The sequence below is a fragment of the Dorea sp. BIOML-A1 genome (assembly GCF_009875615.1).
Classification (GTDB): Bacteria; Bacillota; Clostridia; order Lachnospirales; family Lachnospiraceae; genus Dorea_A; species Dorea_A amylophila.
In genome coordinates this window covers 1-23,483 of sequence record NZ_WWSA01000035.1, presented here as the reverse complement: position 1 = coordinate 23,483, position 23,483 = coordinate 1, and the positions used below count along the sequence as shown (strand labels likewise).

Annotated in this window: 22 protein-coding genes and 1 pseudogene; 9 read left to right on the top strand and 14 right to left on the bottom strand. The window is 44.8% G+C overall.

The genetic code is table 11. The features are described 5' to 3' along the window. Positions 1–37: 37 nt before the first annotated feature. Genes GT508_RS12370 through GT508_RS12345 form a run of 6 tightly spaced genes read right to left on the bottom strand, consistent with a single transcriptional unit; the run spans position 38 to position 7,586 of the window. Positions 38–3,235 (bottom strand): TraG/VirB4 family ATPase, encoded by a 3,198-nt coding sequence (locus GT508_RS12370; RefSeq protein WP_161144354.1) that lies wholly within the window; start codon positions 3,233–3,235, stop codon positions 38–40. Beyond that, positions 3,232–3,852: a DUF5038 domain-containing protein gene (locus GT508_RS12365; protein ID WP_161144353.1), complete on the bottom strand. Its 621-nt coding sequence runs from the start codon at positions 3,850–3,852 to the stop codon at positions 3,232–3,234. The genes GT508_RS12370 and GT508_RS12365 overlap by 4 nt, the downstream gene beginning before the upstream one ends. A 10-nt stretch (positions 3,853–3,862) precedes the next feature. Then, positions 3,863–5,554, bottom strand: a complete 1,692-nt coding sequence (locus GT508_RS12360) for a lysozyme family protein (RefSeq protein WP_005333517.1) — start codon at positions 5,552–5,554, stop codon at positions 3,863–3,865. A gap of 1 nt (position 5,555) precedes the next feature. After that, positions 5,556–6,464 (bottom strand): hypothetical protein, encoded by a 909-nt coding sequence (locus GT508_RS12355; protein WP_005333520.1) that lies wholly within the window; start codon positions 6,462–6,464, stop codon positions 5,556–5,558. Positions 6,465–6,479: 15 nt separating this feature from the next. Beyond that, entirely contained in the window at positions 6,480–7,190 is a 711-nt protein-coding gene (locus GT508_RS12350) for a hypothetical protein (RefSeq protein ID WP_005333522.1), read from the bottom strand. A gap of 18 nt (positions 7,191–7,208) precedes the next feature. Further along, positions 7,209–7,586: a hypothetical protein gene (locus GT508_RS12345; RefSeq protein ID WP_005333524.1), complete on the bottom strand. Its 378-nt coding sequence runs from the start codon at positions 7,584–7,586 to the stop codon at positions 7,209–7,211. 448 nt (positions 7,587–8,034) lie between these two features. Here GT508_RS12345 and GT508_RS12335 point away from each other — a divergent pair, with 448 nt between their 5' ends. The 9 genes from GT508_RS12335 (at position 8,035) to GT508_RS12295 (ending at position 15,719) form a co-directional block, all read left to right on the top strand. Then, positions 8,035–8,346: a helix-turn-helix domain-containing protein gene (locus tag GT508_RS12335; protein ID WP_179960461.1), complete on the top strand. Its 312-nt coding sequence runs from the start codon at positions 8,035–8,037 to the stop codon at positions 8,344–8,346. A 155-nt stretch (positions 8,347–8,501) separates the two neighbouring features. Further along, entirely contained in the window at positions 8,502–9,215 is a 714-nt protein-coding gene (locus tag GT508_RS12330; RefSeq protein WP_005333529.1) for a hypothetical protein, read from the top strand. An 85-nt stretch (positions 9,216–9,300) separates the two neighbouring features. After that, complete coding sequence (locus GT508_RS12325) at positions 9,301–9,630, top strand: DUF1648 domain-containing protein (RefSeq protein ID WP_022415592.1); 330 nt, start codon at positions 9,301–9,303, stop codon at positions 9,628–9,630. A gap of 61 nt (positions 9,631–9,691) precedes the next feature. After that, positions 9,692–9,925 carry an LPXTG cell wall anchor domain-containing protein gene (locus tag GT508_RS12320; RefSeq protein ID WP_005333531.1) on the top strand — a complete coding sequence of 78 codons (234 nt, stop codon included), beginning with the start codon at positions 9,692–9,694 and terminating at the stop codon, positions 9,923–9,925. A 55-nt stretch (positions 9,926–9,980) separates the two neighbouring features. Further along, a complete protein-coding gene (locus tag GT508_RS12315) occupies positions 9,981–10,364 on the top strand; it encodes a hypothetical protein (RefSeq protein ID WP_226850873.1) in 384 nt (127 codons plus the stop codon). Positions 10,365–10,589: 225 nt separating this feature from the next. Further along, positions 10,590–11,264: a response regulator transcription factor gene (locus GT508_RS12310; protein ID WP_005333533.1), complete on the top strand. Its 675-nt coding sequence runs from the start codon at positions 10,590–10,592 to the stop codon at positions 11,262–11,264. Next, positions 11,237–12,490: a sensor histidine kinase gene (locus tag GT508_RS12305; RefSeq protein ID WP_005333534.1), complete on the top strand. Its 1,254-nt coding sequence runs from the start codon at positions 11,237–11,239 to the stop codon at positions 12,488–12,490. Before GT508_RS12310 ends, GT508_RS12305 begins: the two co-directional genes overlap by 28 nt. Positions 12,491–12,585: 95 nt before the next feature. Beyond that, positions 12,586–13,257: an ABC transporter ATP-binding protein gene (locus tag GT508_RS12300; RefSeq protein ID WP_172676439.1), complete on the top strand. Its 672-nt coding sequence runs from the start codon at positions 12,586–12,588 to the stop codon at positions 13,255–13,257. A gap of 5 nt (positions 13,258–13,262) precedes the next feature. Next, positions 13,263–15,719 carry an ABC transporter permease gene (locus tag GT508_RS12295; RefSeq protein WP_227338367.1) on the top strand — a complete coding sequence of 819 codons (2,457 nt, stop codon included), beginning with the start codon at positions 13,263–13,265 and terminating at the stop codon, positions 15,717–15,719. A 495-nt stretch (positions 15,720–16,214) separates the two neighbouring features. On the opposite strand, the gene GT508_RS12290 is transcribed toward GT508_RS12295, so the two are convergent. From GT508_RS12290 to GT508_RS15160, 8 genes and pseudogenes are all read right to left on the bottom strand, one after another. Beyond that, entirely contained in the window at positions 16,215–17,141 is a 927-nt protein-coding gene (locus GT508_RS12290) for a S1 RNA-binding domain-containing protein (protein ID WP_005333538.1), read from the bottom strand. A 16-nt stretch (positions 17,142–17,157) separates the two neighbouring features. Further along, the gene (locus GT508_RS12285; protein ID WP_022415647.1) at positions 17,158–19,128 is read right to left on the bottom strand and encodes a VirD4-like conjugal transfer protein, CD1115 family; all 1,971 of its coding nucleotides are present in this window, start codon (positions 19,126–19,128) and stop codon (positions 17,158–17,160) included. Beyond that, on the bottom strand, positions 19,118–20,224 hold the full coding sequence (locus tag GT508_RS12280) for a hypothetical protein (RefSeq protein WP_022415648.1): 1,107 nt from the start codon (positions 20,222–20,224) through the stop codon (positions 19,118–19,120). The genes GT508_RS12285 and GT508_RS12280 overlap by 11 nt, the downstream gene beginning before the upstream one ends. A 109-nt stretch (positions 20,225–20,333) precedes the next feature. Then, a complete protein-coding gene (locus tag GT508_RS12275; protein ID WP_005333541.1) occupies positions 20,334–21,035 on the bottom strand; it encodes a DUF6100 family protein in 702 nt (233 codons plus the stop codon). 6 nt (positions 21,036–21,041) lie between these two features. Beyond that, on the bottom strand, positions 21,042–21,569 hold the full coding sequence (locus GT508_RS12270) for a DUF5697 family protein (protein ID WP_005333543.1): 528 nt from the start codon (positions 21,567–21,569) through the stop codon (positions 21,042–21,044). Positions 21,570–21,897: 328 nt separating this feature from the next. Then, positions 21,898–22,746: a MerR family transcriptional regulator gene (locus tag GT508_RS12265; protein ID WP_005333545.1), complete on the bottom strand. Its 849-nt coding sequence runs from the start codon at positions 22,744–22,746 to the stop codon at positions 21,898–21,900. A gap of 132 nt (positions 22,747–22,878) precedes the next feature. Continuing rightward, positions 22,879–23,409, bottom strand: coding sequence for a hypothetical protein (locus GT508_RS14730; protein ID WP_005333547.1), 531 nt, complete (start codon positions 23,407–23,409; stop codon positions 22,879–22,881). A gap of 19 nt (positions 23,410–23,428) precedes the next feature. Continuing rightward, positions 23,429–23,473, bottom strand: a pseudogene (locus GT508_RS15160) (hypothetical protein); the annotation flags it as partial. Positions 23,474–23,483 lie beyond the last annotated feature (10 nt).

The following is a 23,483-nucleotide window of genomic DNA, read 5'->3' as shown; positions in this document are numbered from 1 at the left end:
GTTCAAATGAAAAGGGCAGCGTCAGTGCTGCCAAAAGTTACACAGCCTGTTTCTTCTGTTTCGCAAGGATTTCCAGAAGCTCCTGCCGATCTGTGGTAATCAGCTCCTTTTCCAGATTGGAAGCCTTAAATTCCACAGTGATGTTATTGTTGTTGGTTGAGATCAGACCGTTGCCCCGCTGGAAATGGGTGATGTTCATTACTTCTGTTTCCGATAGATGCAGGATAGTCTTCACCCGCTGTGCCTCTTCATCCTCCATGTTCAGGATAATCTTGGTCTTGCAGTTATTGATGATACCCTTGCCGTACTTCCCGTCATCCAGAGCAAAGAAGTCGTTTAAATCCTGTGTGGCAAAGATGCCGGCTCCGGAGTAAGCACGGATGATCTTGGCAATCTCCAGTACGAATTCCGCTGCAAGCCGGTTGCTGGATGCACCGATGAGCTGCCAGACCTCATCGACAAAGATGGCTTTCTCTTCGGTACGGTTTTCCTTCGCTTTATCCCAGACATAATCCAGGGCAACGAACATGCCGACCGTTAAAAGATCGCTGGAACCGGTCAGTTCGGAGATATCCAGTACCGTATATTTATTGGTCAGGTCCACATTGGTCTGCTGGTTAAAGGAAGAAGCAGAACCGTGAACCAGGCGGTTCAGGATATGAGCCAGACGTTTGGTATCCTCGCTTTCCAGCAGGACATTGTAGACATCCTCCAGAATGGGCATCTTTTTGTACTGCTCCGGATGCTGCGGATCTGTCAGGGATTCATTTTTATGTGTAATCCCTTTTCTGGCATAGGTTTTGATTAGGGCTTCATCCAGAAGCTGCTTCTCCTCATGGGACATATCCGGGATCAGCAGACTGAAGAAGATGTGAAGCCTTTGGATCTTGCCTGCCAGTGCGGAGGCATCCAGTGTCGATCCGTCCAGCAGTTCATTTACAGAATTGTCTACCTTCCGGATTTCCATGATGTTGATACAGTTCTTACTGGCAGGAGAGATCTGGATAAATTCTCCGCCGACATTCCTTGCAGCCCGGTAAAATTCGTGTCCCTTTAGCGGAGCGATGATGAACACCTGGATGCCTTTTCTTCGCATCCTTAGTGCCATGGTCTGCATGGTGAAGGTCTTTCCTGCTCCCGAACAGCCTAAGATACAGATGTTGCTGTTCTTGTACTGCCTGGAATCAAAGATATCCGCAATGACCAGGGAATTGTTATGCTTGTTTACCCCAAAGAGGATTCCGTTATCATCGCAGATACTGTAGCTGACGAAGGGATAGCAGCTTGCCGCCCCGGAAGTCAGTACGTTCCGCTTGGACAGCTTAAAAAGCTTCTTGTCCAGATTTGCCAGCGGCAGAGAGGATAAAAATCCCTGCTCCTGTAAAAAGTAGCAGGAGTGTAAGTTCATATCCTGCGAGATCAGGAGCTTTTTCATTTCCTGAATCCGCCACTGCAGTTCTTCCAACGTGGAAGCAGTAATGGTGATGAGAAGATTCATGTAATAGAAATCTTCGTTGTTGGCAAGTCCCTGCTTCAGAAAATATCCGGAGCGGATGGCAGAATCCAGATCGTCATAATCAGTGTTGGTATCGGACGCATCCTTTAATTTGGAACGGTTGATACGGATCTGCTGACCGAGACGCTGCTGAATCTTGTCCTTTGGCTGTTTCTGGAGAAAGAAATCAATATCAATCCCTTCCCCGGCATTGACAAGGAGTGACAGCCATCCGGGAGTTACCCGGTTTTTGTAGCCGTCAGACGGCACAAGCAGGTAGGAATGGTAAAGCCCATTGATCTGCACATAATGGGAGTGCTTGAAATCCACACTTTCCGGTGCGAGAAACTCGTTGATCCGGATGTGATCCAGTTCCTCCATGCGATTTTCCTTTGTATAGGCGGACAGTACAGTGCTGATCCGGTTCGAAAGCGGAACCTCCGTACAAAGGGTACGGTTTAAAAGGGTGTAGAGAACATCCGTAGTAAATTCATCCTCATTGTCATGGGAGACCACTTCATTCCCGCACTGGTATAGAAAGGTTTTGGCGGTCTGGGAGGCTGTCTCAAGAGCAGCAAGGATTTCCCGTTCCTCTTCCTTTCGGTTTGCGTTGAATGGTTCATATTCAAAGATCAGAAAGAACCGTCTGGATACTGCTTCTCTGGAACTTAAGTTCTGGACAAACTGGATGTAGTCACGCTGCAGTTCCTGACAGTGGGGATCGGTTTCCCGCTCCAGCTCCAGCTGGGACTGCTCCAGATGCTTATTGATGTCTGCTTTTTTGGAGATCATCTTGATCTGGAGTTTGACAGGGCTGATCTTTAAGTAACTGATAAAGCTGTAGATAATGCCCTGCTGTTCCCTGGCACTTCGAAGCAGAAAGTTGATTGGTTCAATCTCCAGGATCTTCACGTACCGTCCGTCTGTGGTATAGACGATTCCGTTTGCGATTTTTTCCACCGGAAGATAATCCTCCAAGGTCTGGTCTTTCTTTCGCTTTTTCCGGGAAACGGGTTTTGACGTGGCAGATGAGGTGTCCTCCTTGGAAACCACCTTTTTTTTCTGCTCTTTTTTTGCAGCCCGCTTTTCGGAAACTGCCCGTTTTTCTTCCTCCTTTCGTCTCCGGGCTTCCGTTTTTTTCTGTATTTTTATCTGTTTCGCCGCCTCTTTTTTCTGTCGGCTGGCTTCTTTCTGCTCCCACTTCAGATAACGGATATCTTCCTTTGCCTGTTTTTTGATGCCCCGCTTGGTGGAGGTATCAAACTGCCGGTGTTCTTTTTTTTTACTTTTTGGCGGAGCTGGTGCGTCCGGTTCAGACTGTGGGGGAGCCGATGCCATTACTTTGGAAGGCTCTGCCATTTTTTCTGCTTTCCGGTGTTTCTTTGTCTTTGGCTCTTTGAAACGTGGTTTCCTGCGTGGCTTTCCTTCCGGAAGACTGTCGGACCTCCAGATTACCCTGCGGTTCACTACAAAACGCAGGGCATTCATCAAAAAGGCAGTGATGCTCTCCCCGCCGATTCCAATCAGGGCTACCATTGCCGCTGGAAGTGCGGTCATGCAGAGAATGATGATGCGGGCAGTCAGGGACAGCGGCAGGTGGAAAACAGGGATACCGATTGCCAGGGAAAGAACAATGCTTTCTATGGCATTGCGGATGTCAAAAGTTCCGTTTAGGATCTTGCCTTTCTCAATGAAGTTGGAAGGGATAAAGGAAACCGGTGTTTCTTCTGGCTGTGTCATGGCTGCACCTCCTTTTTCGTATCTTTCGCATCTTCGGAAGGCACAGAGGCACTGCCGGATTCTGTGTCCGGAGCTTCCGGGCTGTCAGAAGTATCCGGATACCCGCCTTCCTGCAGGTGTTCAATGTCCTGCGAAGTCAGGGACGGCAGGGAATCATCGGTTTGCTTTTCGTAAAAAGTCGTATCTGCAGAGACCTGTACCCCGTCTTCTCCAAATAAAAACACACCCGTCGGGGTGTGATAGGTAACCGGAAGCGTATCCTGATCGGAAAGTGAAAACATCAGGCAGACGGTTGTTTCGGTAGGGTAGCTGGTTTTTTCCGGCAGGAAGGTGATGCTTGTCTGTTCTTTTTTGACATACTCTTTTAGGTAGACAGGAAACTGCCCTTTGAGAGAAGCAATCTGGCTGTCGGAGAAAAATGCTTTTAAAGCATCAAAATCCAGATATTCCGGCATGGGGGTATCAGAATTTGTTTCTGTTGTTTCCTTTGCCGGTTCCCTGCCTTTGTTTCCGGAAGCTTCTTTTTTCTGGCTTTTCCAGAAACTGGGGAGAACCAGTCCGGCAAGCAGCAGAAACAGCATCAGAAAAATGGAAAGAATCACTTTTGTTCTGTTCATAATGGCTCCTTTATTTTTTGTCGAAGATCCAGTAGGCATTTGCCGTAGCATGGATTTCCGACATCATATCAAATTCACGGTTAATATAGTTCTTTGCGTCACTGTCATTGGGATCATTGACCAGTACCTTGCCGTTTGCCGTAACACCTCGGAGTACGATGAAGTGTCCGCCGCTGGTGAAAAGTCCTGCCCGCTGAGAGGAGATGACCGGACAGCCTTCGGAGAGTGCCTGAAGTACCGTATTGGCATTGCTGGTCTGTGTGACGCTGCCACAGCCGAAATGACTGGCTGCAGCCTGAAAGTAGCTCCAGTAGGTTCCAACTCCCGGCTTGTAATAGGAATTCCCGCACCATGCCACCGCATCCGGAGGGGTAATGGTATTCCCGGTCAGGTAGCTGGCGATCATGGCAAAGCTGGTAGGCCCGCAGCCGGAAGATGCGATGGAGCCGCCGCCATAAGGAATGTTCCCGTAATCGGTCTGGAGATAGTGCGGAATCTGCATTCCGTTTGCTGGATAGCTTCCGCCGGTATTGGTAATCTGATAATACCGGAGAACATGCTCCACATATTCCTTGTCCCCATACCGGTCATAATGCCAGTTCGGACGGGCACACATCATATCCGAATAAGCAATGGCGTTTTCTTTGGTATAACCGCCGTCACGTTCCATTGCCCAGTCGATATAGCCGGAGCCGTAATTGTAACCCTGAAGCGCCAGCTTGATGCGGTCCAGGTCGGTAGGTCCGGTACATCCTGCTTTATCCAGTGCATACTTTAATTCCTGAATCCCACATTCGATGGAATAAGCAGGATCGGTGATGCCGTTGGGGACATGGGGGTATTTCTTATTAAAGCCGCCTTCTGCCGCCTGCATGGGATCGCTTCCACGCCCGCCGCTTTCCTGCATCATGACTGCCATGAGGAGTTCCACATAAGCTTCCATGCCGTATTTCTGTGCGACCTGCTGGATGGTAGCCCGGTAAGCCAGCACCTCATCGCTGACACCTACCGCCATGGCAAGACCGGAAGCGGAGCCGCCAAAGAACATGGTCAGGTTTTCCACATAACTGTCTGCCGTTTTTTTCTGCTTATCGGTCAGATGAAAGACGTGATCTGCAAAGTAGGCATCTCCGGCATAGCTGACCGTGTAGGTATGGCGGGTAAAAGTAACCTTTCTGGGTGGTGCATTTTCCTCTTCCGCCGGAACTTCCACCGTGGCCGTTTCTGAAGTAACGTCATAAGAAAAAAGCCCGTCCTCGTTTTCCCGGATCAGGCTTTTGAGTTTGCTGATATTTATATTTTTATAGTCATCCTGGCTGGCACAAAACTGTGCGATGAGCTGGTTCGCATTTACGATGATACTGGAAGCGTAAGGATCGCTGATAGAGGCAGTATCTCCTTCCGGGAGTCTGGCAATTTCCGCATTGATCTTAGCAAGCAGTGCATCATGGCTTTCCTGAAGCACCTCCACGATTGCCTGATTGGAAGCCCGGATATTTTCACTGATTACCGTGTTGCTGGTCAGTGCTCCGGTATTTTCAGAGAGGTCTCCGAAGACGAGTCCCGGAAGCATGACAAGGAACAGAATGGGAAGCATCAGTACACCGCCGACGGCTGCTCCAGTTTTCGCAAGGGTGCGCCTGTGCCGGAATACTGTACCGATGACAGCAAGAGGACTGCCCATCAAGGCTGTTTTTGGCATGTTACATACGCTCCTTTCGCTGTGGGGCTGGCGGCAGTTTCTGGACAATGGATTCATTGTAGGCTACTTTGCCGCTGCCGGAAGTATATGGTGTTTTTTCGACCGTATCCTGTGCATACTGCTTGTACCAGGTGGAACCATCCACGGACTGTACCGTAGAGTAGGAGCCCTGAGTAGGAGCTGCATACTGGTCGGCATGGTACAGGGCAAAATCCCGGTTTCCGGAGCTTCCGGTTTCGGTACCGGTGATCCTTCCGCCACCGATTTCTACATTATCATAGGAAGAACCGCCGCCCGGATTGATGCCCATATAGGAAGTAAAGGCTTTCTGTGCGTCTGCTCCCTTGATGGAACCTACCTGACCGTAATTTCCCTGTGCAATGTTGCTGATGACCTGATTGGCAAAGTCTCCGCCTTTGTTCAGGGATGACTGGTAGAGCATGTTTCCGATACTGCTGTGTTCGGTATAACCGGTTGCGGAATTGACCGCTTCTCTTTGTACCTGTCTTCCCACTGCCCCGGCAAGCCCGCCGGATAGGAAGCTTCCTGCGACAGCCGCACTTCCGGGAGAAGAGGCTTTGTGGTAGCCGCCACCACCATGGGAACGCATGGAACCGGTCAGGCTCCGTCCTGCAATCAGAAGTTCAGCCATCATGTTTCCTCCGGTATTGCCGACATTGATGCCAAGCGATGCCAGAAAAGAATCAATTTTCTGGGATACCTTTAAAAAGGCAATGGCACACAGGAACCAGACGAAGACATTTCCGGTTACCGCTTCCTTTCCCTGACTGGCAACTGCCGCTTCCACGTCTGCTTCCGTAAGCTCCGCTGCAAAGACCGGCATGGAGCAAAACAGTACCAGACAGGCAGTTAGTACCAGGAATGGTATGAGTTTCTTTCTAAGTTTCATTTTGGTCCTCCTTTCTTATAGGGATAACGGATTGGCAAGGAAGGTGCCGACCATAGAAGTAAACAGCCGCAGGCACCACGCATTCATCAGAAGCAAAAAGAACTGGCCGCCAAGCATCCGGCACCAGCTTTTGAAGATATTTCCGGTTGACTGGCTGGCACCCATGGAAAAAGCTGCCGGGGCTGTGTAGACCAGTACCCCCAGAAGAATATAGCGTTCTGCCGCTTCAAAGAGCAGTTTGATGTAGTTCCACGCCAGAATCAGTACCAGAATCAGTGCAATGATGGCTACCGCCCCATTTGCACAGACTCCCAGGATGACTGTGACTACGGAGTTAAAATCCGCAAATTTTAAAGGCGGCAGGTCTTCCGTCAGAATCCAGTTGTACGGTGTTCCTGAAATCTTCAGGAGCAGATCCACAATATCTTTCGCATAGAAGGTGAGAAAGATAAAGAGGAAGGAACGGATGGACAGCTTAATGGGATCTTCCGCTTCGATACCGGCTCCCATAAAGTAATTTTTAAAGAGCTGCCATACCCAGTTTAAGAGGATCAGCCCGATGCCCAGTGCCAGAAAGACCTGATACATGGTCTCGGCAGCAGGAAAGTAGCGAAGAAACGTATCCATGGAACAGCCCAGAGCACCGAGGACTGAAGTGGTGATCAGATCCAGAATGTTCATGACCTGTTCGGCAATCCATTCCACGATTCCGTCAAGTATTCCCATAGTGGCATCTCCTTTCGTCTATCCGTTCCATTTTCCGCCTGCAAAGAACGGGGTGATGTAAGCCATGATAAAGCCAAGCCCGTTTAAGATCGCCCAGGTAATGACGATACGCTTGAGCCATGCACGTGATTCGTCCACGGTTTTTCCGCTTTTGGAAAAATTCATCATCAGAAGGGCAACCGATGCCGTTACGACTGCAGCAATGGTGGAAATGAGGATAATCTGGTTATAGACATCCTTCATGATCTCATTGGCTTTGGTCCAGATGGTAGCGGCAAAAACCGGCTGTGTGTATCCGCAGAGGACTGTGACAGCCAGAAATGCAGCATACAGGCATCTGCCATAATTGACATGCCGTTTTGTGTCCGGCGGAGCGTTTTTCAGTTTGTGTTTCACGTAAAAGTACCTCCTTTTTATAAGAGCGGCAGGAGAATTACCTCCCCTGCCTTTGCTTATGGTTTTCCTGCCTCAAGAAAGGACGCAGCCCGGTCAATGCAGGCTGCGTCCTAAATCAAAGTATGAAATTGTAAAGATCCTCCTATCTTACAGAAAAAACGCAGCTTATTTGCCGCAGGAGAGGCTTCCCATACGGCAGTGCTGCGTTTCGTTCTGCATATAATTTTGACAATATCAATTTTAACATGGGTAAATTACCGCTACAATCGCAGGACTGTGCCAGTTACAGACGATGGAGTGCCAAAAATGTGACCAACGCTAAAAGCGTTATAAATGCAATCCTTATGGATACTGTAAGCGTGATTTGCAACCAATTATACTGGATTTACATGACTAATGCTTTAAGCGTTAGTGAATACTGGAAGGAGGAGGTGTGCGTGTGAAAGGAATGGGAAAGGCAATCCGCAGGTACAGGGAAGAGGCAGGAATTACGCAGGAGAGACTGGCTGAACTGGTGGATATCAGTACCAACCATCTGGGTGCGATTGAGCGGGAAGTGAAAACACCTACGATGGAAACATTTGTAAAGCTGTTGAATGTATTAGGTGCGGAACCGAATGAAGTGCTGAAGGAAGTGATTCCTCTTACCAGAATGGAACATACTTCTGTAGTGGAAGGAAAGCTGGAAAGGCTCACACCGAAGAAGCAGGAAAGCGTGCTTCGGATGCTGGATGTGATAATTGAAGAGATGATGAAATAGAAGCTGTCTGCGAAATTGCCGCAGGCAGTTTTTTTGAAAGCTGTATATGCAATAAAACACATAAAAATATGCGATTTATGATGAAAGTGATTGCAAGATTTGATATAGTAATCCTAAAAGCATTATAAAACTAATTCTTAAAGGATGACTATAATATGAAAAAGGGATATGTGGGATTATTGGCATGTGCGTCAGGAATTCTGATCGGACTGGGAATCAGCCGGCTGGATCTGACAGGTTATCTTGAAAAAACACAGGAGCAGGAATATCACCCGGTAGAAAGAAAGGTGCCTGAATCAGTAGAAAGCAAGCTGAAAGATCCAAAACAGTGCTGGCTGTGTGGAAGCGATGAACGGAGTATGATGGATTATTTCCGGAAGTTTGACGATCTGGGAGTGATCTGTACCAATCACTGGTATGTGATGGATATGCATATCCGGAATCATGATGAGGACGGGAATCTTACCGGCCCGCAGGGAAACGGGCATATGGGTTATACCGGGACAGGAGAAGGCGGCTGCTTTTTCCATACGGAGCAGATGTCGGATTACGGGATTTCCGAAGTATCGGTGGATTACGGGGAAGATAGTATCTTCGATGTGAAAAAAGTACAGAACCATCTGTGTCAGGAATGCCTGGATAAGCTGGTGGAAAGCATGGAGGTATTCTGTGAGGAAACGCAAAAACCCAAGCCCCGTGATCTGGTACTGGTGGATTTTCAGACATTGGAGCTGTACGCCATTCAGGAGCATAATGCGGGATACTTTATCCGGGATTATTATGTGGAAATTGAGTCGGAGGAAGATGGGGTGGAAGTAAAGGCATTTTACTGCCCGAAGCTTAATAACGGGAAAAAGGATGGAGAATAAATTGAGGTTTGCATTGGTGAGGAGTATAATGTAAGTACGTGTTATGTATTGGAAAAACTTGAATTTAGCAGAAAGAAGGATTGTTATGAAATTTATCAATACTAGAAAATTCACATGGATAATTTGTATAATAGGATTTTTGCTTGCTCTTGTAAGTATATTTTTCTTACCGAGTATTATTCCAGTACATTTTGCAAATGGGATTGCGGATGATTATGGAAGAAAAATACAAATATTTTTATTTCCTATATTACAAGTGCTTATCACTTTTTTGACTGGACGAGAAAAAGTAAAATATTGCCTGACACATTCAAAAACTTTCTTAACGGACATTCAGTTTAATTGGATGATAGATGGTGTACTTTTATTGGTAATGTTTGCAGAAATATGGGTTATCTATGCTTCATTTGCATAGAAATACTTGCATAACAATTTACATTTGATTGAGCAGATAAAAATGATTTGAGGTGGTAGCAATGAAAAAGCGATTGGGAATCATAGCCGGAATTTTAGGAATTGTATTGGCAGTCATTGGCATTGTACTGAAGCAGAAAGAAAACACAGCCGTTTCTGTTATTGGTGGTGCGGATGGCCCGACTTCTATTTTCATAGCAGGGAAGTTAAATGGTGATAATTTTATTTTTATGATTGTAGTTGGAATTATTTTATTGATTTTGGCAGGAGTTATTTTTTACAAACGTAAGCATTAAGTTACAGTTTTTTAGACTGTGTATGGCGGAAGAACCGGGAAAGTGTAGATATATCATGGGGATTTTGGAAAAAAATAAAAAAAGTAAGGGTACAGCGTTTGTCTATGATGAGAATAATGATTACTATAAGATGGAAATAAACGGGATTGAATTTGTCTGTGACAGTATACATTCCGATTATGAGAAGCATGCAGTTGAACTGGCACAGGCGTATGAGAAAAGGCTGCCGGATATCGTGGATTATCTTATGCCGGATATAAAGGAGATGTTTGGAATTACAAATCCAGATGTAATAGCAAACTCACTAGGAAAGCCGAGTATAGATTTGGATAGAGGAACACTGACTTATCTGGAGCACACAATGGACAGCCTACATATTATTGAAATGGAATTTGACGGTATCTTCACGGCATTCTATAACTCCTGTATTGATGGATAGGACTTTAGTAACATAGAGCTGCAGTTGTCTACAGCTTTTATCCAGACTTCGGATGTTACAGAGAAGCAATCAGAAATGGATTGATCGATTTCTGAAGCAGTATCCGGTGAAATCCTTGAACATATGAAGGAAAAGTATGTATGTTAATTTTATTTTTATTGTAGACAAAAGATAGGACTGATATGATAAAAGAACAGGTTATTACAAATAGAGGTGGAGTATTTGATGCAGAAAATATTATTACTGGAGGATGACTTGAATCTAAATCGGGGAATTGCCCTGTTACTTTCACGGGAAGGGTATGAGGTTCGTCAGGTTTATACAATAAAGGAAGCAAAAGAAGCATTTCAAAAAGGAGATTATGCTCTTGTTATCAGCGATATTACATTGCCGGATGGTACAGGACTGGATTTTGGAAGGATGGTACGTGCAGGTGGAGATACATATCTTATCTATCTTACGGCTTTGGATCAGGAAATAGATATTGTAAATGGTTATGATACAGGGGCAGATGATTATATTACCAAACCATTTTCACTGATGGCTTTGGTGTCGAAGGTGAACGCATTGATGAGACGGCTTTCTAAGGTACAGGCACAGATTATGTCTTCCGGAGAGATTACGGTGCATATGAAAACGATGCAGGTGTATAAAGGGGATGAACCAGTTACTTTAAGTAAGAAAGAATTCTCTCTGTTGCTGTATCTCTGGGAGAATGCAGGACAGATTGTTTCAAAAGAAAGTATCCTGGAGCATGTATGGGATATAGACGGTCAATTTGTCGATGATAATACGGTTACTGTCAATATAAGCAGACTGAAGAATAAACTTGGAACAGAAGAGATAGCGAATGTGAGAGGACTGGGATATATATGGACCGGAAAGGTAAACAAAAATTAAAACGGTATTTTATCGTATATGTAATCTTTGCAGTATTTTTTACAGTAGGAATGTATCTGATAACAAAGTATGAGGAAAATGCGAAAGCAACGCAGATAGCACTGCTCCTTGCAGAACATCCTGAACTGGAAGGGGAAATAGTTGCAATCTGGGAAAAGTCAGGAACAGTAGATTTTATAAGAGACCGGGACGATCAGAAGATAGAAAGAGTCGTACAGATGCTGGAAGAAACTTATGGTTATCACTCAGGGAGTGGATCTTCAGATGTGGTTATAAGGATTATCTGGGGAATTGGATTACTAGTGGGAGTCATAGTATGTAGCCTGTTCTTGTACCTGGACCGAAGAAAAAACTGGAGCAGATACGGTGATGAGGAACAATTACAGCAATTATATGAATGTCTGCAGGAATTCAGAAAAGGAAAATTCCAAACATATCCTGAAGAAACATCAGAATCGGAACAATGGTTAAAGGTGTGGGAATCTGTAAAGGAGCTGGGGCAATATTTCGAAGATTTGAAGGAACGTCTGGAGCAGGAAGAAAATGGTACGAAGAGTCTGATTACAGATATTTCCCATCAGTTGAAGACTCCGCTTGCATCACTCCGGATGAGTCATGAGCTGGTGGCAGAAAATCGGGTTACAGGAGAAGAACAGAGGGAGTTTCTGGAGCAGGAATCACAGGAACTTACCAAACTGGAACAGCTCTTGAATGAACTGGTAAATCTTTCAAGGCTGGAAACACATATGATCCAGATACATTCGCTTCATGAAAGCCTGAAGAAAACGCTAACAGAGGCTGTCAGTCAGATTTATATGAAGGCAAGAGGAAAAGATATTTCCATTCAGGTGGAGATGGATGATGATATAGTTGTGAACCATGATTCAAAATGGACGGTAGAAGCATTAACGAATATCCTTGAGAATGCAGTCAAATATTCACCGGAACATACAACGATTACAGTGAGGACGCAGGAGCTAGCAAGCAATGTGCTTATTGAAGTAGAAGATGAAGGAATGGGCATTCCTGCGGAGGAACTGCATAAGATCTATCAGAGATTTTACCGGGGAAGGAAAGCAAAGGAACAGGTAAAAGACGGAGCGGGTGTCGGTCTGTATCTTGCCAGAAAGATCATAGAAGAACAGGGGGGGACAATAGCAGCCAAAAGAAAGGCTGAGAAAGGTATGATATTTAAAGTGACACTGCCGCTCATAATAGGAGAATAGTCGGAACCCTTACAAAACTGTTATGGTTGTTGTAAGGGTTTTGTAATGCAGGAATGTTATAGTAGGGGTATGAAATGGAAAGGGGACTTGAAGATATGAGTAGTATTTTAAAAGTAGAAGATCTAGTAAAGTATTATGGAGAAGGCGAGAATCAGGTGAGAGCCGTGGATCATACAAGTTTACAGATAGAGAGAGGCAAGTTTACAGCTATCGTAGGACGTTCCGGCTCCGGAAAATCTACACTTCTGCATCTGATTGGAGGGCTTGACAGACCGGATTCCGGCAAAGTATGGATTGATGGAACCGATATCTATTCTCGAAAAGATGATAAACTGGCACAGTTTCGAAGAAAGAAGATAGGATTTATCTTTCAGGATTTTAATCTGATTCCATCGCTGAATGTGTGGGAGAATATCGTTCTTCCGCTGGGACTTGATAATCGCAAGGTAAAGCCGCGGGAAGTGGAAGATATTCTCAAAAAAATCGGACTGCAGGATAAGAAAGATGCGATGCCGTCTGCTTTGTCTGGTGGACAGAAACAGAGAACTGCGATAGCCAGGGCATTGGTGACAAGACCGGCGATAATTTTGGCGGATGAGCCGACGGGAAACCTTGATTCCCAGACTGAGCTAGAGGTTATGAGCCTATTGAAAAGCTGCGTGTCGGATTTCGGGCAGACGCTTATCATGATTACCCATGATGAAACGATTGCCCAGATGGCGGATGAAATGATTATCATTGAAGATGGCAAGGCGGTGAGAAGATAATGAAGATGACGACCAGAGTTGCATATTGCAATATGCGGCATTATAAGAGCAAAAACATACTGATTGGAATTGCCATTATCCTGACAACATTACTGCTGTTCGTAATCCCATCAATCGGAAAAGATATGGTGGAAGTGAACTTTGCGGTAATCAATAAGATTTATCCAACATGGCATGCCCTTTATCGGAACGTGGACGAGAGTACAGTTATGAAACTGGCGGCACATCATGATGTGAAAACTTACGGACTCCGCAGCGATGCGGGGTACATGAATCTGGAAGATGCGACGGTTTCCATGATGTATATGGACAGAACAGGGATGGAACTTTATAAAGTGAAGCTGAAAGAGGGGCAACTTCCGCAGAAAGAAAATGATATTGTGGTTTCAAAAGGAATACTGGAAGCATTAGGACAGAATGGGAAAATCGGTGACACTATCACAGTACCTTATCAGATTCTGAAAGATGACGGACTGGATTATACGAAGGAGAAAGACTTTCGAATCTGTGGTTTTTTAGCAGATAATGAGAGCAGCAAAGAACAAAAACAATATACATCATTGGTTTCAGAGGCCTTTCTGAAAGCGGAGATACCGGTAGAACAGGTGAAATATCGGTTTTTACTTCAGGTGAATGGACAGAAAGGAAATACGACTGCAGATTATACAGAGACGATACAGAATATTGCCAGACAGTTCGGGATTTCCGAGGATGACATGAATATTAATAAAGAGTATCTTGCAGCAAATTATGTGGATCCGGCTACAATTCCGGTGATTGTAGGAATCATGCTTATTGTTGTATTGGCGGGCATTATCACAATTTATAGTGTTTATTATGTATCTATGAACCAGAGGGTTCGGGAATTTGGAAAGTTAAAGGCAATCGGGGCTACGAAACGGCAGCTTAGACAAATCGTACTAAGAGAGGGAATGGGAGTGGCGTTGTTTGCCATTCCGATAGGACTTTTGATCGGAACAGTTGCTGTGAAAGTTGTACTTCTCCAGTTTGTAGAACATGCAAAGGATTCAAACGTACTTATAACAGAGGCATACAAGGTTGTAGCTAAAGGAGAAGTCCAACTTTATTATTGGTGGATTTATCTGTTGGCAATTGCAGTGACTCTGTGTACAGTGTATCTGTCACTGATGAAGCCTATGCGTATGGCGGCGAAGGTATCAGAAATAGAAGCTATGCGTTACCAGGGAGGCAGTAAGCGACAGAAAAGCAGCAGGAAGGGATATCAATTTCTGAATATCGGACGACTGACCAAGAGAAATCTTGCAGAGAATAAAAAGAAGAGTACTATCACGATTGTATCTATGGCCGTTACCGGAATATTTGTCATGATGGTAGCAACGGTGCTGTCTTGTGCAAATCCGATGGAAAGTGCAAAGAGTTCGATTGTGGGGCAATATGAGATTTCTCCAATTGTGGAATCCGGGAATAAAGAGCATCCTGAATATGAATGGGCGGAGGTTCAAAAGAATAATCCATTAAATGAAGGACTAAAGCAGCAGATAGAGGAGCTTGACGGTGTTGAGCGGGTAGATGTGTTTACCGCGTTGAAGGTATCAGGAGGACCTTTTGAAGAAAAAATTGGAACCGAATTTATCAATGGAGTGCCGGAAGAATACGCAGAAGAGCTGAAAAAAGGAATCACTGAAGGCAATGTCACATACGAGGAATTGAAATCCGGGGATAAAGTGATTCTGGACCGCGCGCTACTTCACTGGTATCCAGATATTAAAGTGGGAGATAAGCTGAAACTCAATATTCATGATGGAGATAATACCTTTCAAAAAGAGATTGAAGTGGCAGCAATTGGTGAATATGGAACAGGTCTGACAAACTATAACTGTCTTATCATGGCAAAAGAAGGGGCAGAGAAACTTACCATAAATAATTCTTCCAGCTATTTTCAGGTGATTGCAGATAAGGATTATGATGAGGCACTGGAAGCATCTCTACAGGCTATTGTGGATGGATCAGGCAGACTGCAGATGCGTACCTGGAAGAATGAGTACGATACATGGGAAAATGCCATACAGATGACTAGAGGTGCATGTTATGCATTTATCATCATTCTGGCAGCAATCAGCATTATGAACTTGATTAACACAATGATCAATAGTGTCCATGTGCGAAAAAAGGAGCTTGGCATGATGCAGGCAATCGGAATGTCGGACCGTCAGTTGATGAAGATGCTCCAGTTGGAAGGTATATTCTATACAGTAGGCACTCTTATTATCAGTATCGGAGTGGGAAGTCTTGCAGGATATCCGTTGTTTTTATATGCAAAGCGTACAGGAATGTTTGATATCAGCACATACCATTATCCGGTAACAGCAGCTATTATTATAATTTTAACATTGTTTGTGATACAGATGTTATTGGCAATATTCATTGCAAAGTCAGTAAGGAAAGATTCATTGATAGAGAGAATTCGTTTCAGTGAGTAAGAATATAAATTTCTGATGTTTAATGCAGATACTAATCAATGTCATAATAAAAAGGGGGACTTGATTTCTCAAATCCCCCAGTGTATAATGAACTCAAGAAAGGTATTCAGATGCAAAATCTGATGCCCTCAGTTAAATTTTATATTCTATGTATAAGTCATAGCATCCAAAACTTTCCTAGGGTCGTGGATGCTATTTCTTATTATGTCGATCTATATAAGTCAAAGCCGCAAAAATTACCAATAGTAAAGTCAATACTTCCATTGTATTCATGGGCATCACCCTCCTTGGATACTAGAGGGCAAAATCGAAATGCATCCGTCTTTCCGGTTCAGTAATACCGAATCAGTATAACACGTTACCGTTTTCAGTACAATAAGGTAATGGTCTGAAAAATACTTTATTCTGTCACCTTATGTAGCTGTATCGTGAGTATTTGCTGGACTAATTGGTGCTGTATATGAAAAAAAGCTATTTAAAAATAAGGTGGAAGCCTTATATGGTCTGCTTGATGATGCGGGTGATGATGCCGAGGGCAACATTACGCTCTTCATCAATATGCGTCACCACAAAGGATACCTGATCCTTTTTCCCGACTGTCCGGCTGTCATAGCAGGAGTGGGCAATGGCATTGACACCGATGGAGAGCCGGACAAAGACGGTGCCTTTATGGATGTCTTCCACAGTTCCGGCGTATTTTCCCTGAATCTTACATTTTTTCATGTTTTCCTTGCTGGTGTTGCCTTCCACACTTTTGACATCTGCGTGGACAATGACCTGCTCCGGTGAGTCTGCCCGCACATCCAGGATGCGTACCAGGATGTGATCGCCTACCTGGAAGCGTTCTCTGGCATCACCCATCCAGTCGAAGGACAGGTCTCTGGCAAGAATGGAGGTTTCCACACCGAAAATTTCTGCCCGGACTACCTTTTCCGCAACAGCAATGACTCTTGCCTGCACGATACGGTCTTCATAAACTTTCGGCATTCCGGAAGCATCTTTATCCAGATAGAAGATCTGGCGTTTCTTCAGCATCGCTTCTTTCCGGCTGGCGACAATGCTGCGTGTCTTCGGATCTAATCCCTTAATCAGAAAATCAATCTCACATCCAAGCATATTGTTGAGGATTTTGTTCTGCCGCAGAGCAAGCTCCCCATAATCGTGTGCTTCATCCTGCATGAGATGGATCATCATCTCAGTTACTGGGATGACAGTACGGAAATCCTTGTAGTAAACCACGGCAATGAGGCTGCCGTTTTCTGTTTTCTCGATACCGCCAAGCATTCCGGTTAAGATCCGGCGGGTACGGTAGGCATTCTGGATCTCATGCCAGGTAAGGTCTGAAATGGACTGGGCTGTTTCCAGCTTCGCATCGGAATCCAGAGTTAAAATAGGTGTGTTGGTTGTTTCGTTTGGCATCATAGTGTCTCCTTTCAAATTATGACATGATAGAATCTTTATCTAAAGGAACCATGTCTGTGTGATCCGAATAGTTATCTGCTGAGAAGTCATCCGGGAAATCGTGATAGCCAGGTTCCTGATAAACGCTTTGCTGGTCAAAGTGCGGTTCAGCTTTTTTCTTTTTCTGCTTTCCATAAGAAGCGGTTTTTTTCGGGTGGGAAGCAGGAATAGTTGGAGTGTACGTATATTCTTCACTACATGCTCCTTTTCTCCATTCCGGAATATGTTCGGAAGCCTTCCGGGGAATGAGTTTTTGGGCATCCGGGTGCAGGGTGTAATCGTATTTTTCTACCTGCAGTACCTTCTGACCACGCAGGATAATCAGTGCAGTATCCAGCGGGAGCCGCAGGATCTCATCCGGAGTTAAGAGCTTTCGTTTCCCGATGGATCTGGTCTGGCGGTATTCCGGTGTATAATCGGATACCCTCCAGCTATTTAATTGTTTGGCTTCGCTGCTGACACCAACGGTCACATCACCGGAGCGGTTAGAGATAAATGTAGCAGTTACCTCATCCGTACAGCCTAAAAATAGCTGAGTGTCGCAGTTCCCGATGATTTCCTGCCATTGGTTTAAGGGATACCGGTTCTGCATCTGAGGCAGGTTTTGGAAAATGCAGGAAATACTGAGGTTTCGACTTCGGATCACGGAAATCTTTTTGTTGAGCGATAGGATTGCTCCCGTATTCGCCAGCTCATCAGCCAGGATATGTACCGGAACCGGCAGTTTTCCATCTTCCCCATAGGTGTCTGCATAACGGACCAGTTTGATAAATACGAAGGTCATAAACAGGGAAGAAAGAAAATCAAAAGTGCTGTCTTGATCCGAAGTGATGCAGAAGTATGCACATTTTTCTTTTCCCGGCAGCGTCAGGTTGATCTCATCATAGGAAGTGATCTGGCGGATCAGCTTGTTCTGGAATACCTGAAGTCTGGAACCGAGTCCGATGATGACGCCGGAACGTACCGTGTCACTTGCCTGCTTATAGATGCAGTAGGGGACTTTTGCCGGATGGGAGACCGGAAGCAGGTCAAAGAGGCTGTTCAGTTCTTTTTCCGAACTCATGGTCAGGAGTTTGTATACCTGTCCGATATTCTTTGCCTCCGGTGGGAATCCCTGATCCACATAGAGAATCAGAGCTTTTAATAAGTTCATCTCGGCATTGTCCCAGAAGTGATCGCCTTTGGCAGAACCGGTATTCTGGATGATGACATCAGCAAATACCTGTGCCATGGTTTCCTGTCCGCCAATTTCACCCAGACAATTCCAACTATCCGAGTTTTCCGGGTTTACAAGATTAAAGGATTTCACGATATATCCGGCATTCTCAAGGTAAGTGGCTGTACTTTCGTACAATTCCGATTTTGGATCGGTGATGATGAGGCTTTCCCCGCGGGCAACACACTGGAAGATCATGTTGCGTGCAAAGGCCCGGCTTTTCATGGAACCGCTGGCACCGTAAACGGCAATATTCCGGTTCATGCGGGTATCCTTCGGGAGACAAACGGCTTTTCCGTTCAGTTTTCCAAGAATGGTTCCCTTGTGTTTCTTGACATCATTCGTAAGCTCCAGTACCTGATGCATTTCCTCCAAAGTCATAAAACCGGAAGTCCCATAGGTTCCCTTTGTGGAATAATTCAGGTTCCGGCCCCGGTCTGTTATTTCCCCGTTTCGGTCAAATCCCATACGCATGAGAAGGAAGGTCAGGAGTCCAAAAGCTGCCAGACATAGAAAAATCCCATACAGATTGTACGGGAAAGCAGTCAGGGCATCCAGACAGGCGAGCGGGTGCGGGGAGGGGATCTGCGGGGCAGTTCCGTTTCCGGCAAAATTGCCGGCAGATTCCCAGGTCTGATAGTTGCGGATAAATTGAGCAACATAGCCTCCTGCATAGAGGGTGCAGAAGGTGATCGGAAGCATATAAATGAGCTTCCACCATTTACGGTTCATGTAAAAACCCCCTTTTGAATTTGCAAAGGTCAATACTGGAGAAATGGATTGTGGCAGTTAAGTATTTTTTCAGGACCGGAATCTGAAAATCGAAACAGATCAGGTTCCCGGATCTGCCGTATACATTTAAGCCGGTATTGAACCGGTTGATTCGCTGCATGTCAAAATCATAAGCAAGAAGGATGGGGTTCCCGGAAGCATCCGTGGCATCATGTTCCAGTGGAATTGAATCGCTGCGGCAGCCCAGATCGGACAGCAGGAGGTTGTCCAGCTTTTCCATGATCTCAGGGTGAACCAGCAGTTTTAAAAGCACTTCCCCTTCCGGAGTATTGGGAAGGTAATGGAAATGCTCGAAGGAGGTGTCCAGCATAAACAGGCTCTTTTTGTAGCCTCCGGTACTGGTAAACAGCCGGAAAGCCATTTCCATGTCGGTTCCGGTCATGATTGCCCGGATCTGTGGATGTCCGTTGTAAGGGTAGCCTTGCAGGTAATGCTGCAGGAAGGCGTTTAAGCGGACTTCCGTTCGATATTCCCATTTCAGGACTCCGTTTCCCGTGTTATAAAGGACATAGACACATTGCGGTGCCATCAGGATGCCCATGCTGCGGGAGTTCCTAATCTTCGTGGTCTCCGGGCCCAATTCCTTAATTTCTCTGGAAGCGTAAAAAAGAGGAAGGCTTCGCATACCGATGGAACCAGCTTCGCGGTGATTACAGAAGATGTCAGGTTTTACATCCGGATAAAAGGGAATCCCGGCATGAAGGAGTGTCAGATACGTTTCGGCTTTCTGATGTAAGCGGATACGTCGGGATACTTCACTTCGGATGAGGTTCGTCTCGGTATTGCCGGTCAGATAGCACTGGAAGCGTAGCGGCGAGACAGATAACAGCATCTCTTTCGCAGCTTTTGTAAGACGGTAGCCTCTGAGAGCATCCCGGTAGTGGGTACGGATGAGGTGTTCCGCCTTCAAATCCGTAATGAGTTTTTCCGCATAGGAGGCACTTGGGATGAGTCTGTTTAGCTGGTCTGCGGGAAATTCCCCGCACATCCCTATCATTTCCAGTAAGCGGTATTTCGTAGTGTCAGGTCTTATCAAATAAGCATCACCTCAATTCAGTTCTTACCCATGCAAGCCTATACTTGGGTAAATCTCCGGTGGTTTGGAGATAAAAAAAGCAAGAAAACAAAGTTCCCTGCGGTGGTTCTTACCGATGTCGGATTTCTGCCTGAGAAGTCAGGAGATTTTCCGACATGCTTTCGTGATGATTTTTCTGGTTCTGCAGCCATTTCGGAAAGTCAGCTTTTTCCATAACCGATACCAGTGTACAGTCCTTTAAGCCAAGCTGTGTCGTGTAGTAGGAATCACAGAAAAAGCCGCTGTCATCTGTCAGAACATAAGTACAAAGTGTATCCAGAATCTGTTTAAACTCCAGATTGTCATAATCCCGGATACGTCTTTGAGGAAGTTCCCTGTCATATATTTGACTGAAACATATCACGCAGTCACGATAGAGGGGCAGGGCATTTTGTTTTACATACTCCCGAAGCATATAATTAAGCGGTTCATGGAGAAATGCAGTGTTTGTGTGGACTCTTCGTTTCGGAAGCAGTCCGGGAAGCGTAATGGTGAGAATCCCCTGCTGTTCTGCAATCCGCATTCCCTGTGCATCTGCCGCTTTGGGAAGATAAGCTGCTTGATTTGGGGAGAGAGCCGGACAGACAAGGTTACGCATCTGGCAGGCAATCCGCTCCGCCCGAAGAGCAGCACTGACGCTCAGTTCCTCAAAATTTTTATCATAATTCTGGATATCAGTGACCTTCAGAGCGTAAACGGTATTCGTCAGTTTTTGCAGCTCCCCTTCCAGTTTTTCAAGCCGCTGGTAAATGGTTGGTGTATTTTGCGTCATAATAACCTACTTTCTCATGTAGTAACTGACAGCACCGGATTCATTTACAAGGCAGTAAGCGGCTACATCATCAATGGTGATTTTGGCAGCCTGGCTTTCGGATTCTAAGACAATCAGGCGTTTGGAACCATGTGATGGGATACTTTCCATCACATGATTGATCAGAGCCTCCTGTTCTTCACCGATATAGATGATTTCGTATTGTTCATCTTGCGAAAAGAAATTGAGCTTGATTGGAAATTCGCCACTGGTGTGGTATACAACACCTTTCTTAAAATCCAGCAGTACCCAGAAGCATGTAATTATAGCATAGTCAGGATTCTCAGCAGACTGCTGGCTGTCACAAAGAAGGTCATGCTCTTTATCGTAAATGATGCGCCCTTGTTTGATGAGGCTGGTAATCAATGACTTGATAGACTGCTCATGTCGGGAGAAAAGTTGTAAAACCTGGTCATACCTCAGAGTATGGTAAGTGGTAATGAACCGTAAGAGCTTGGCTCCCTCTCCTTGATAGATTTCGTTCCTTGTTTTCATGATTGACTCCCTTCTATATATAATAGGAAACTTTATACATATGGCTGTACGTACAGGATACGTTTGGTATTGTAAGTATAGTGTACGTACAAAGTACATAGAACCTGCTGTCAGCGATTGAATTTACAGGTACAAAAAAAGCACCATCTATGGGTGCTGGAAATAAGGAAAACTATAAGCAATACCTATTGTAGCATGGGTAATTTTACGCTTCAATCGCAGAAGCAGGTCATTTCTGTGCCATTTTCACTGGTTGGCATAAAAAAAGCAGGAAACCATTTTGATTCCCTGCATGGTGTATTGTTGTGCTTTTGTGTAGTTCTAATGATTACTTGTCTTTATAAAATGCTTCGAAAGCTTGTGCGAAGAATTCGGCTGTACCATTGCCGTATTTTTCATCTATCATAGGTTTGATTTTTTCATTACGGTAATATTGAGCCTGTGCAACCATCAGACCGTGTTCTTTCTTTATCTGTGAAAGTTGTTTCATAAGAAAACCGTATTCGGAAACAAGTTCTCTTACTTCAGAAGAATCTGGTGAACATACTTTTTTAGCTGCTAATTTGTATAAAAGATTGTCAAATTGTTGGTTGTAACTTTCTGCAGCCTCTTTGCTAATAGGATTGTTGGCAACAGACAGGAATTGCTCTTTTCCTCCATACCACTCAACAACTTTAGCATAGCCTTTCTGCATTTCTTCTGATGAAACTGTCTTAATATAATGCTTTTTCCATTCTTCAATGCTTCCAAACTCTTTTACAGCAAGTTCTTTCATATTGTCAGGCATATGTTCAAACATAGTTTGGAACATTTCTTCAACTTCCGTTTTACTAAAAATCGCAAAATCCATTTTATTCTCTCCTTTCAGGATATCATCAATGCTGGCAATCAGATGTTCCATACGTTCTTTCTTTGCTACCAACATTTTTCTCTGCATTTGCAAGATCTGGTTCCTTTCAAGAGCAGGATTCTCCAGAACAGCTTTGATTTCTTTCAAAGGAATGTCAAACTCACGGAAAAACAGAATCTGCTGTAATATTTCCAATGCCCTATCGTCATAAAGCCGGTATCCCGCATCACTTTTTTGTGTTGGTTTTAAAAGCCCGATTTCATCGTAATAGTGAAGCGTGCGAACGCTGATACCTGTAAGTTCTGATATTTCTTTGACTGTCCTCATAGTTGCTGACCTCCTGTTCCTGATAAGATAACTGTACGCTATGACGTTCCGTGAGAGTCAATATATATTTTGCATTTTTTAGTATAACATTTTTATGATATTACGAAAAGCCGAGGAGATAGGCGATATGTATTACTCTGGAAAGAACTTGTTGAGCGTATCCAATGTCTCTTTTGCAGTAAATCCCCAAAGGATGGTACTGAGTGCTTCAATCGCAGCCCTGCGTTTCCGGTAATAGGTGCGGTAGGAAATATTGGTGATGTGGTGAGCCAGCTTATCCAATATCTCATCTGTATTTTTCATTTCCTGTGGAGAGAGAAAAGCGTAGTAGAGAATCCAGTAATACTGTTCCCCATGCTTGTGATTGTTCCGGAGGAGATCGATGGATGATTCCAAAAGCTTCAGCATCTGGTTGCTTCTGGCAATACTTTTTGCCCGTTGTTCGATGTCGCTTCCGGTAAGATCAGCCCCGGCAGCATAGATGGAGTCCAGAAATTTGTCGATGTCATTGTCGTATTGGAGCTTAAACTGGTGCTCCATCTGGTGTACGACTACCTTCAGGCTGTAGGTTGCATCCCGGTATCTGCGTAAAAACTGATAGGTGTCGTGAAAACGTGGATCTTCTTCGGGTGAAGGAAATCCCTGTGTATTGCGGTTTGCCATGCAGTTTCCTTTGAAGTCGTTGGTTGTTGTAGTAATCTATGTAATTAGCTATCGCAGTAATCAAAGAGCTTCTG

Excerpts from the sequence above, each read along its gene's own strand:
- GT508_RS14730 (WP_005333547.1), bottom strand. The coding sequence starts at position 23,409 with ATGGCAAACCGCAATACACAGGGATTTCCTTCACCCGAAGAAGATCCA.
- GT508_RS12275 (WP_005333541.1), bottom strand. The coding sequence starts at position 21,035 with ATGACGCAAAATACACCAACCATTTACCAGCGGCTTGAAAAACTGGAA.
- GT508_RS12295 (WP_227338367.1), top strand. The coding sequence starts at position 13,263 with ATGACGACCAGAGTTGCATATTGCAATATGCGGCATTATAAGAGCAAA.
- GT508_RS12315 (WP_226850873.1), top strand. The coding sequence starts at position 9,981 with ATGGGGATTTTGGAAAAAAATAAAAAAAGTAAGGGTACAGCGTTTGTC.
- GT508_RS12360 (WP_005333517.1), bottom strand. The coding sequence starts at position 5,554 with ATGCCAAAAACAGCCTTGATGGGCAGTCCTCTTGCTGTCATCGGTACA.
- GT508_RS12350 (WP_005333522.1), bottom strand. The coding sequence starts at position 7,190 with ATGGGAATACTTGACGGAATCGTGGAATGGATTGCCGAACAGGTCATG.
- GT508_RS12330 (WP_005333529.1), top strand. The coding sequence starts at position 8,502 with ATGAAAAAGGGATATGTGGGATTATTGGCATGTGCGTCAGGAATTCTG.
- GT508_RS12300 (WP_172676439.1), top strand. The coding sequence starts at position 12,586 with ATGAGTAGTATTTTAAAAGTAGAAGATCTAGTAAAGTATTATGGAGAA.
- GT508_RS12305 (WP_005333534.1), top strand. The coding sequence starts at position 11,237 with ATGGACCGGAAAGGTAAACAAAAATTAAAACGGTATTTTATCGTATAT.
- GT508_RS12370 (WP_161144354.1), bottom strand. The coding sequence starts at position 3,235 with ATGACACAGCCAGAAGAAACACCGGTTTCCTTTATCCCTTCCAACTTC.
- GT508_RS12335 (WP_179960461.1), top strand. The coding sequence starts at position 8,035 with ATGGGAAAGGCAATCCGCAGGTACAGGGAAGAGGCAGGAATTACGCAG.
- GT508_RS12270 (WP_005333543.1), bottom strand. The coding sequence starts at position 21,569 with ATGAAAACAAGGAACGAAATCTATCAAGGAGAGGGAGCCAAGCTCTTA.
- GT508_RS12320 (WP_005333531.1), top strand. The coding sequence starts at position 9,692 with ATGAAAAAGCGATTGGGAATCATAGCCGGAATTTTAGGAATTGTATTG.
- GT508_RS12265 (WP_005333545.1), bottom strand. The coding sequence starts at position 22,746 with ATGAGGACAGTCAAAGAAATATCAGAACTTACAGGTATCAGCGTTCGC.
- GT508_RS12285 (WP_022415647.1), bottom strand. The coding sequence starts at position 19,128 with ATGAACCGTAAATGGTGGAAGCTCATTTATATGCTTCCGATCACCTTC.
- GT508_RS12325 (WP_022415592.1), top strand. The coding sequence starts at position 9,301 with ATGAAATTTATCAATACTAGAAAATTCACATGGATAATTTGTATAATA.
- GT508_RS12310 (WP_005333533.1), top strand. The coding sequence starts at position 10,590 with ATGCAGAAAATATTATTACTGGAGGATGACTTGAATCTAAATCGGGGA.
- GT508_RS12365 (WP_161144353.1), bottom strand. The coding sequence starts at position 3,852 with ATGAACAGAACAAAAGTGATTCTTTCCATTTTTCTGATGCTGTTTCTG.
- GT508_RS12355 (WP_005333520.1), bottom strand. The coding sequence starts at position 6,464 with ATGAAACTTAGAAAGAAACTCATACCATTCCTGGTACTAACTGCCTGT.
- GT508_RS12290 (WP_005333538.1), bottom strand. The coding sequence starts at position 17,141 with ATGATGCCAAACGAAACAACCAACACACCTATTTTAACTCTGGATTCC.